At 41.5% G+C, this 11,699-nt stretch carries 5 protein-coding genes; 2 read left to right on the forward strand and 3 right to left on the reverse strand.

Features of this window, described 5'->3' with window-relative positions:
- Nucleotides 1-223: 223 nt before the first annotated feature.
- From hrpA to H5125_RS08750, 3 genes are all read right to left on the reverse strand, one after another.
- Nucleotides 224-4,099, reverse strand: a complete 3,876-nt coding sequence (hrpA, locus tag H5125_RS08740; protein ID WP_182744031.1) for an ATP-dependent RNA helicase HrpA — start codon at nt 4,097-4,099, stop codon at nt 224-226.
- A gap of 77 nt (nt 4,100-4,176) precedes the next feature.
- The gene (locus tag H5125_RS08745; protein WP_182744032.1) at nt 4,177-4,593 is read right to left on the reverse strand and encodes a CBS domain-containing protein; all 417 of its coding nucleotides are present in this window, start codon (nt 4,591-4,593) and stop codon (nt 4,177-4,179) included.
- 171 nt (nt 4,594-4,764) lie between these two features.
- On the reverse strand, nt 4,765-5,799 hold the full coding sequence (locus tag H5125_RS08750) for an isoaspartyl peptidase/L-asparaginase family protein (protein WP_182744033.1): 1,035 nt from the start codon (nt 5,797-5,799) through the stop codon (nt 4,765-4,767).
- Nucleotides 5,800-5,987: 188 nt separating this feature from the next.
- Here H5125_RS08750 and H5125_RS08755 point away from each other — a divergent pair, with 188 nt between their 5' ends.
- Together H5125_RS08755 and H5125_RS08760 are read left to right on the forward strand one after the other, a co-directional pair.
- Nucleotides 5,988-7,778, forward strand: coding sequence for an autotransporter assembly complex family protein (locus H5125_RS08755; RefSeq protein WP_182744041.1), 1,791 nt, complete (start codon nt 5,988-5,990; stop codon nt 7,776-7,778).
- Complete coding sequence (locus H5125_RS08760) at nt 7,775-11,689, forward strand: translocation/assembly module TamB domain-containing protein (RefSeq protein ID WP_182744034.1); 3,915 nt, start codon at nt 7,775-7,777, stop codon at nt 11,687-11,689. Before H5125_RS08755 ends, H5125_RS08760 begins: the two co-directional genes overlap by 4 nt.
- Nucleotides 11,690-11,699: the final 10 nt, after the last annotated feature.

Genomic DNA, 11,699 nt, shown 5'->3' on the forward strand with positions numbered 1-11,699 from the left:
CAAAAATAACGCCCTGCACTCAGCCTGCACTATCAAAGCATTTAACGAATATGGCTAAGCTTTTGGTTTAGAATTAATAGTTAAAGCGGATTAGTTGCCAGGAAATGACAGGTCTTACAGGCATAACTAGAAATTGAATCAATTTGGGATAATAAAAAACCGACATCACCTAAGTGATATCGGTTTTATTCGCATCGTCATGCGATGGAGCAACGCATCAAGGTTACACTTGACTGATGGAATTCAATACTCGCTTTTCTGAAATAGGATAAGCGGTACCTAATACCTGAGCAAAACAAGATACCCGGTACTCTTCTATCATCCAGCGAGCTTCAATGAGTGCCTCTGGGACCGGTTGTGAACGTGGCACTTTGGCTAATTGAGCCGTTAACGCCTCTTGTACTTTTGCAATACTGTGCATGTGTAATCGATCACGTGTTGGGTCAACAGGTAGCTTATCGAGTCTATTTTCAATGGCTTTTAAATAACGAACAACATCCGTTAATCGTTGCCAGCCACAGTCTTCGACAAATCCTTTATACACAAGGCTATCAAGCTGAGTTTGAATATCACTCATTGCAAATGCAATATCTAAGCTAATTTTGCCCTTTAGACGTTTTTTAATACGTTGATAAATTGTCAAAATTTGCTCTACATTGAGCGCAATGCTCTCTGCTGTTGGGTTAAGCTCTTGGCGAACCCACTCTTTTGCTTGCTCGAACTGCTGCTCATTGCGAATGTCTAGTTGCTTTTGATCTAACAACTGCTGTACCGCTGCATTAATAATATCTTCGATTAATATCTGCACTTGTCCAAATGGATTAAAGTACATTGCTAGCTTTGCTTTATTAGGCAAAGCTTGTTGTAAATGTTTCACTGGCGAAGGAATGTTTATCAACAGTAATCGGCGTAAGCCTACTCGATGATGACGCTTTGCTTCATGTTCATCATCAAATAACTTAATCGCCACATCGGTTTTATTATCAATCAATGCCGGATATGCTTTAACTTCGTAATTACCTTTGCGCTGCTGATATTGAGCGGGTAAATCACCAAATGACCATGTGGTTATTGCCTCTTGCTCAATGCCTTTGTCAGCTACTTTACGTATTGCTTTAGCCACAACACCTTGCAGTTGGCCTTTTAATAGCTCTAAATCACGGCCTTGGGCGACTAAACGACTTTGATCATCTTCAATCTTAAAGTTCATCTTAAGATGTTCTGTTAGTTGCGTTAAATCAAAATCATCAGCCGATATGCGTACACCACTCATGCGCAGTAACTGTTTACACATAGAATCGAGCATCGACAACTCAAACGGTTTCATCGCTTGATAACATGCTCGGGCATAGTCTGGAGCAGGCACAAAATTACGGCGTAAATTTTTCGGCAGTGACTTGATCAACGCAATGAGTTTCTCTTGTCGTAATCCCGGTACAAGCCAATCAAAATCACTGTCGTCAATTTGGTTGATCAGTGCAACAGGAATATGTACAGAGACTCCGTCATCAATACTACCCGGTTCAAAATGATAACTGACAGTTAAGCCGAGATTACCTTTGTGCCATATATCAGGGAAATCAAGCGCCGATATATGCTCGGCACTTCGCTGCATTAACAAGGCTTGGCTGTAATCAAGTAAATCAGGGGTTTGTTGGCGAGCTTTTTTCCACCACGCAAAAAACAACGGCGCGTTAAAAATACCTGCAGGGATCAAGGGTTCATAAAAATCCACCAGCACTTGCTCATCGACTAAAATATCTCGACGACGAGATTTATGTTCTAGCGACTCTATGTCATTAAGCAATTTTTGATTATTAACAAAAAACGTTTCTTTCGTCTGTAACTGCCCTTCTGCTAAGGCGCTACGAATAAAAATCTCTCGAGCTTCTATAGGGTCAATCGGCCCATATTGTACTCGACGGCGATTGACTATGGTCAAGCCATAAAGTACCTGGTTCTCAAGTGCTATAACGCTTGCAGCTTTGGCTTCAAAATGCGGTTCTAGATAATTCTTTTTCACTAAATGAGATGCGAGTGATTCTAACCATTCAGGGTCTATTTTGGCACAACAACGCGCAAATAAACGTGAGGTTTCAGTCAGCTCAGCAGCCATTATCCACTTAGGACCTTTTTTCGCTAAAGGCGATCCCGGAAACACAAAGAATTTACGGTTACGCGCCCCTAGATACTCGTTGTTCTCGCCTTTAAAACCAACATGGCTTAACAAACCTGATAATAATGCTCGATGTAACTGTTCATAACTGGCTGCACTGTCATTAATACGCCATTTCAATTCATGGACGGCTTGTTTCACTTGAGTGTATAAATCTTGCCATTCACGTACGCGTAAATATGCGAGATATTCGTCACGACATTGTTTTCTAAACTGACTGGCTGATAGCTCATGCTTTTGATCTTTAACGTGATCCCATAACTTCACCCAACTGGCAAAGTCAGAGTCTTTATCCGCATACCGGCGATGACACTCGTCTGCAGCTTGTTTCTTTTCTGCAGGGCGTTCACGCGGATCTTGAATCGACAAACCTGCAGTAATCACTAATGCTTCGTGCAAACAACCCAATTTGTTCGCTTCAATGACCATTCGGGCTAAACGCGGATCGAGTGGAATTTTAGCTAAATCTTTGCCTAATGGTGTTAACACTAGGTCATTACCAGACTTTTTAACCGCTTGTAATTCTTCAAGCAATAAAAAACCGTCTCGAATGTGTTTTTGATCCGGTGGTTGAATAAATGGAAATCCGCCAATGTCACCTAATCCAATCGCCAACATGTGTAAAATCACTGAAGCAAGATTGGTTCGTAATATTTCAGGATCGGTAAATTCAGGGCGCTGAATAAAATCCATTTCATCGTAAAGTCGAATACAAATACCTGGGCCTACACGACCACAACGTCCTTGACGTTGATTGGCACTGGCTTGCGATATGGGTTCTATCGGTAAACGTTGTACTTTCGTACGGTAACTATAACGGCTTATGCGTGCGGTACCAGGGTCGATAACATAACGGATCCCAGGCACGGTTAATGACGTTTCGGCAACGTTGGTAGCTAATACAATACGACGGCCAATATGGCTTTTAAAGACTTTAGATTGTTCACCGTAAGAAAGGCGTGCATATAGTGGTAAAACTTCAGTATCACGATATTGCTGTTTATTGAGTAAATCAGCGGTATCGCGAATTTCACGCTCACCATTCATAAATATCAATATGTCGCCAGGACCCGCGGCCATTAACTCGTCTACGGCGGCAAAAATGCCATCACTGACATCTAAATCTTCATCAGTGTCGCGCACTAAAGGACGATAACGCGTTTCAACTTCAAATGTACGACCAGACACTTCAATAACAGGTGCATTATTAAAGTGTTTTGAAAAACGATCTACATCAATGGTAGCTGAAGTAATAATAACTTTTAAATCAGGACGCTTCTTTAATACCTGCTTCAGATATCCCAATATAAAATCAATGTTTAAGCTGCGTTCATGCGCTTCATCAATAATAATCGCATCGTACTGGTTTAAAAATCGGTCCGAGGTGAGTTCGGCGAGCAAAATACCATCGGTCATCAGTTTAATATAACTGTTGTCACTCATGGCATCAGCAAAACGAACTTTAAAGCCAACAACTTCACCTAATGGGCTGTTAAGTTCATCAGCAATACGATTCGCGACACTTCGTGCAGCAAGACGACGAGGTTGGGTATGGCCAATTAAGCCTCGAGTTCCTAAACCCAGTTCAAGACAGATTTTAGGTAACTGGGTTGTTTTACCAGATCCTGTCTCCCCCGCCACAATCACCACTTGATTATTGGCAATAGCAGAAGCAATATCGTCACGTTTTTGCGACACAGGAAGTTCATCTGGATAACTAATAATAGGTCTAGACTGCAAGCGCTGCTGCGCTTTTTGATAGGCTTGCTGCGCAGCTTCCGTTAACTGCGCTAACGTTTGGGATTTTTTTTCAGACTCGGCTTCTTTATTGACACGATACAAACGACGACGAATTTTAGCAGCATCGGTTTGATAACAAAGATTGAGATACGCCTTAGATAGCGGGTGAAGGTCCGAATTCAAATCTGATTCCCTTGCTTACATCAAAAAAAGCGATCCTAGCAAGGAAAACAGCAGAATGGTATTGATTTTAACGATTGTTAAGCTGGAGATAAGTAACACTGTTGCATATAAATATTCATCGCCTTAAGCACATTGGTCCGATTAATGGTTCCAATGACTTTTCCGGCACTCAATACAGGATAAATTTTTGGTTTAGAGCCTAACATTTGTTCAGCTAATTCCAATATACTTTCATCGGGAGTAACTGATAATACAGGGCTTTTCATACAATCTGCCACTGTACTGGTCATATCACAGTGGTAGCTACTTTTTAACATCACTGACAAGCAATCTTGTTGGGATAAGAATCCCACTAACTTTCCAACACTATCCACAACTGGCGCGCCGCTCTTATTACTTTCGAGTAGTTTCTCAACCGCTATTGCCAGTGACATATCTGCGGTTAACAGTATCGGACGTCTATCCATGTGATCTTTAATTTTTATTGAATCCATATTGCCCCCTAAATGCACGCTAATTGACTACGTGCTTAATAAATCTCGTCAATCAATTCAAAATGAATCAACATTCAAGTACTGACTTAATTTAAGTTTAGTCAATAATGGCTCAGTGGATAGAAAATAAAACCGATTGTTTTAATCGGTCTTTATCATCACAGCTAGGACTTACTTGTCACGCCAGATCATGACTGTGGCAGCTTGGCCTTTGCTTCGAGTTGCACGATACATACCTTCGGTATTAAATGGCGTTGCGATATTGCCACGCTGATCAATTGCTATCACGCCTCCAGTTCCACCAGCTGATATTAAACGTTGATTAATGACTTCATCAGCCGCTTGAATAATCGATACTTGTTGGTATTTAACTCTAGCGCATATGTCACCCGCCACTTGATAACGGATAAAATACTCACCGTGCCCAGTTGCAGATACCGCACAGACACCATTTTCAGCATACGTTCCGGCGCCAATGACCGGAGAATCACCAATACGGCCAAAACGTTTTGCTGTCATGCCGCCAGTTGATGTCCCTGCAGCAAGGTTACCTTGCTTATCAAGTGCAACAGCACCCACGGTGCCGTATTTATAATTGGCTTTTAACTGTTCTACTGACGCCTGATAATCTCCGCCATTATTTTGCTCGGCTTCAATGATACTCGCCTTAGCATCAAGCAACTGTGCATAACGATGTGGGGTATCAAAATGACTGTTAGGCACTAAACTAAATTGTTGGGTTAGCGCAAATTCTTCCGCCCCTTGTCCATAAAGCATCACATGGGGTGATTTTTCCATCACCTTTCTTGCTAAATCAATCGGGTTTTTAATATGTTTAACCCCAGCGACGGCACCTGCATTCATAGTGTTACCGTCCATGACTGAGGCATCAAGTTCATGGCCACCATCAAAGGTATAAACAGCGCCAATCCCTGCATTAAATAATGGGCTATTTTCTAACACATTTATCGCAGATTGAACCGCATCGAGGCTGTCGCCGCCTTTATCTAACACTTTATATCCGGCATCAACTGCCTGTTTAAGTTTGTCGCGAATGGCTTTCTCTTGCTCAGGGCTTAGACTGGCTACTGAAATAGTGCCGGCGCCACCATGGATTGCTATAGCAAAAGGTGTATCGTCTTTAGCAAAACTGCTATTGGACGTTAAGCTTAAACATAGCGCAATCGTTAAATATAATTTATTCATGTTAGAAAAATCCTTGAAGGTGGTTTATCTTTGTAACCATTTCTGTTTGTAATTTCAATCATATCCTTGCGACTTTTATACTTTGTAGCGACAATGGTCATCATCATCAATTTTGGAAAAGTTAGCTTAACTTGTCGACAAAACGCCTTAAAATTAGCCAATTCCTATTGCTTTCGTTGACATTACTGATGTCAGGCTTGGTGCTGGCCGACGAAAATTGGTTAACGATTAACGTTACCGGCGTGCCGAAAAAAATTGAAAAGAACATTTTTGCTCATTTAGGCACACTGCCAGATAACGATGTTCAGCGGCGAGCATTTTTATTTACCGTTGACGATAACACCCATGATGCCCTTGAATCCATCGGCTACTACCATGCAATTTTAGATATTGATGTCAAAGAGAATGATAAAGGCCCTTGGGAGTTAAGCCTCAATATAACCCCAGGCGAACCGGTCATTATTCAATGGGTGGATATTAATTTTCAAGGTGACATGCTCCAAGATAATACTTTTTCGCTGTGGCTTAATAGCTTGAAAATAAAACCTGGTGATACCTTAAACCACGGTGTATATGATTCGATAAAATCACAGTTAATCACGTTAGCGCTGGCAAGAGGATATTTTGATGGTCAATACACCAAATCAGAAATCAACATTAATCGTGACTTAAATACCGCCCAAATTAACCTACAGTTTAATTCTGGTAAACGCTATTTATTTGGTGATGTTCACTTTGAAGGCAGTACTCTCAATGATGACGTTGTTGAATCATTGATTCCTTTTGATGCTGATGCGCCTTACGCTACACAGCTATTAACTGAGTTTAATCGTAATTTATTAGATACTGGTTATTTTAGTAATATCAAAGTATTGCCACAGCTAAACAAAATAGATACTGGGGTAGTTCCGATTAAAGTTGAGCTAAGCCCTCGACCTAGCCATCTTATTGAAGTGGGTTTAGGTGCTGATATAGGTAATAGTACAGAAAACAGTGTTGATCCTCGTGTACGAGTCACCTGGCGCACGCCGCAAATCAATCGCTATGGCCATTATCAAGAAACCACTGCTGAATGGTCACCTGAGCGACCTAAGATTTTAACCACTTATACTATTCCGTTAACTCACCCCTTAGATGATCAACTGAAAATAAAACTCGGATTATTACGCGACACCTATGGTGTCACCCAAGATTACGACGCTGATAAACGCCAATTTAATAATACCGGGCAATTAGAGTCTAAAAAGTATCTCGTTGGCTTAACGCGTCAAAGGCGATCTAAAAGTAATTGGTTACATGGATATTCAATTGAATCCGTTAGAGAGTTTTATAATCAACTCGATACAGATTACGATCCACGTTTTTATTTGTTGGGTTTCAACCTCACCAAAACAGTTCGTGGTGACAACACGCTCGATCCCAAATCTGGGTATCGTCAAACTTACAGTGTTGAATACGCCGACCCGTCCTTAGGCTCCACCATCCGCCTGGCACGTTTACAAGCCCGATTTAAATGGGTAGAGACTATATTCGATAAACATCGTTTTGTTGCTCGAGTCGATTTAGGAGCCAATATTGCTGATAAAAACGATATGGCTAATATACCGCCATCGTTACGATATTTTGCCGGTGGCGACCAAAGCATACGAGGTTACAGTTACCAAGAATTAGGTCCCTATATTGACTACACCAACAGTGAAGGCGGCTTATCTCGACAGGTTGTCGGTGGGCGCTACTTGGCGATTGGCAGTGTTGAATATCAATATTATCTTACCCCGACATGGCGAGTTGCCACCTTTGTCGATGCTGGTAATGCTTTTGATACACAACAGTTTGAACCGGTAGTATCGGTTGGTGGAGGATTACACTGGATATCACCTATTGGCCCGATTCGAATGGACCTAGGTTTTGGCTTAAAAGAAACCGAGACAGTTGCACGTTCATATCGTTTCCATTTAACCATGGGAACTGACTTATGATAGATAAACATACTGAACAAAGTACTTTGCAACATAATGAGCAAAACGCTCAGTCACAAGAATCACTCAAGCCAAGTAATAAAAAAGCACCAAAATCAACCAGTCTATCTGCAAGAATTTGGCGCAGTATTAAGCTATCTACCCGAATACTGATTTATGTCCCTTTGGTGTTATTGATGCTGTTTGCCATCATCATGGGCACCCCATTTGGTAGTAAAATGGGGGTGATGTTCGTTAATCAATTTGTCAGTGATATCGATGTTGAATATGCTTCAGGCACCTTAAATGATGATATCACGTTGCATCACTTGTCATGGTCAATGCCAGGGATTAGCGTCGAAGCTGATGATTTAACTTTAGAATGGGTGCCAACATGTCTGATTAACAAACAGCTTTGTGTCACAAATCTGCTGGCATCAAGTATTGATGTGAACATTATCAGTGATGATATTCCAGTAACCGAAAAAACCACAGAAACGGGGGATATCATCGATCCCTTTACCGAGCTTAAATTACCGATTAGTATTAATCTTAGCCACGCCCAATTGGCCAATATTAATGTAGATGTGAATGGTATGACTTTTTATGCCGACAATTTAACGACTCAAGCTATCTGGAATAACGCTGGCCTTGTGGTTGAATCACTCACCAGCCAAGGGCTAATCGTCAACATCCCAGATGCAACATCAACAAGCCAAACACGTTCTCAGCCAAATAATAAAGCAACAAAAAAAACCGCCGCGCCCAAAGAAACTTCATGGCCATTGGCTAACTTACCACAGGTGTTTATGCCTTTTCCTGTCAATGTGAGACAGTTTAATGCCACCGACAGTCAGCTCATTATCGGCCAGCGCAACGACCATTTTAGCCATATCGCATTAGCTGCCAGTTTTCGTCAATTTCAGCTTGGGATAACCCAACTAGACATTCAACATGATGATGGTGATGTGAGTGTTATCGGTGATATTAGCTTACACGATCATTACCCACTGACATTAAAACTACTTGCTAATGTCGAAAATCTGCCTGAGTTGCCAGGGCTTCAACAGCAACAACTCCGTGTAGATCTTACCCAAGACTTAAGCCAATTAAATATTAATGCCATCGCTAAAGGCGATAGCCATTTCAATCTTGCAGCCGACATTAATCTCACCACGCCGGCGCTTGAATACCAAGTAACACTGACCGATGCCGCTTTGCAATGGCCGTTAAAAAACCCCCTGTACACCAGCAACATTACCCACTTTACCAGTAAAGGTAATATAAAAGACCAAGTGGCGCGGTTTGAAGGGCAACTGACAACACCTTACCACCCTACTTTGGCAGTTATTGCAGATGTTGTTAACAACAATCAAAAGTTGACCATCAATAAACTCAATTTACAGTCAATCGCGGGCAACCTAGATCTAACTGGGCAGCTATCATATAAAGATGACATAACCTGGCAAGCCAATGTGCTTACCAACGACATTCAGTTGCAATATATTGATTATATTAATCAGCAAAATCCGATCAAAAGTAAATTCAGTGGCCATTTTAATAGCACGGGCAGCATTGCCGATAAGCAGTGGCAAGTGGCCATTCAAGACGCCGATTTAACCGGTCGATTAAATGGATACCCGTTGAACTTGCAAGGCGATATTTCATTAAATCAAGATTTTGCGATTAACGCGACAAATCTGCAGGCCAATGCCCTTGGCGCTCAATTAATCATCAATGGCCAAGCAGACAAAACATGGGACATCGATGCCGAACTTAGCGTTCCCGATGTCAGTCAGTGGCTAAAAGGCGGCCGCGGTAATATTTTTGCAAAAGTTGATGTTACGGGTAATAGTGCCGACCCAATTGTGGATATTAATGCGCAAATCAGTCAATTCAGTTACCAAGGAAGTAAAATTGACAGCCTTGATTTACTGGCTAATTATCGTCCTTATTCGCAGCATAAATATCGGATAGAACTGCATAATAATAATCTTGTATGGGACAGCTATAAGCTAACAGATATCGCATTCATCAGTGAAGGCAATCAACATCAACAACAAAGCACACTTAATACTCAAGGTGATGTGGTCATCAATACTCAAATGGTCAGTAGTAGTAATATTGATAAACAACAGTTCAATGCCACATTAACAGAATTCAATATCAGTAATGCTCTTGGACAATGGCAACAAGATAAACACATTACCTTCAGCTGGGATCAGCTCAATCATAGTGGCAGTGTAAGCAGTTTTTGCTTAGTTCATCCCCACAATAAATTGTGCTTAATCAATGATGTTAATCTAGGTCACACCGGCCAGGCCAATATCACCTTTACCGGTAATCCCGGAAAATCATTGGCACCTGTGTTGTCTAAAAAAATCACTTGGAGCGGTGAAGCAGCGCTAACCAGTCAAGTTAATTGGGCTAAAGGTAAAAAGCCCACTGCCAATTTTCAGTTTACGCTTTTACCGGGCAATATTAAGCTAAGCCGCGCCAAAAACAACACCATCAGCATCGACTACCAGCAGTTACTATTACAAGCATCGCTTGATGAGAAACAAATTACTAGCTCATTGAGTTTTGATTCATCCGGCATCGCCAGTTGGCAAAGTCAACTAAGTGTCAACATCACGCCCGATCGGACCTTACAAGGTACCATTAATGTTAATGAACTTAATCTCGCGCCTTTTGGAGAGTTCTTTCCAAGGCTAGAAACCTTAGAAGGCATGTTATCCAGTCGATTAAATTTATCCGGCACCCTTATGGACCCTAATGTCTCGGGTAATATTAAACTCAGTGACGGTGCATTTGCCTTATCCACCAACCCAACATTAATCGATAAACTGTACTTGTCACTGGCTCTAGAAGGTCAGCAAGGACAACTCAATGGCCAATGGCATATGGGTGACGGGCAAGTGAGCACGACAGGTACCCTTGCTTGGCCTCAAGGGAAATTTAGTGGTGACATTGATATTAAGGGTGAAAATTTAGCGGTAATTCAACCACCAATGGCAATATTAAATGTCTCTCCAGATATTAATATGACCTTTGATGAGCAACTGTTTGCGATAAAAGGCAACGTCAACGTGCCATCAGGACAAATAAAAATTACTCAGTTAGCTGAAGGAGGCGTTGCGGTATCGAACGATGTGGTATTTAACGATTCAGTGTCTGAACAAACCGTTAAAACCAGTCCTTACGCCGTTACAGCCGATTTGAATATCAGTGTCGGTAAACGCCTTACTATTGATGGTATGGGTCTTAAGGGAAGGCTAGAAGGCGATCTGGTACTAAAACAGCAAGCTTTTAAGCCGCCCATGTTATTTGGTGATATTAAAGTCAACAAAGGGACTTATAAGTTTATGGGGCAAACCTTAAGTATTAATACTGGTGAAGTCCAATTTATTGGTCCAACAGAATTGCCAAACCTAAATATAGAAGCGACTAGAGACATTAAAGAGAGCGATATCACCGCCGGTGTTCGAGTCACTGGTACCCCAATGCGCCCAGTGGTCACCTTATTCTCTAATCCAGCAAAAGAGCAAGCCGAGGTGCTTTCTTATATTTTGACGGGTAAAGGCTTTACCAGTACAACTAACCAACAAAGTAACTCACTAATGATGGGAGCCGCGCTCAGTTTAGGTTCACAATTTGATGGTGGAGCAATGAATAGCATTGGCAGTACTGCGACAGGACTGATTGAAAAGTTTGGATTTTCGAATGTACAACTTGATACTAATGATGACGGAAAAGTGGCCGTGAGTGGGTATATAGGTGAAGACTTAATGATTAAGTATGGCGTGGGAGTATTTAACCCCGGTTATGAAATGACCGTACGATATTATTTGTTTTCACAATTATATTTAGAGAGTGTGTCTAGCACCTTAAGTCAATCACTGGATATCTACTATAGCTTCGAAATCGATTAGCATTTGGCAT

The sequence above is a fragment of the Shewanella sp. SR44-4 genome (assembly GCF_014163715.1).
Taxonomy (GTDB): Bacteria; Pseudomonadota; Gammaproteobacteria; order Enterobacterales; family Shewanellaceae; genus Shewanella.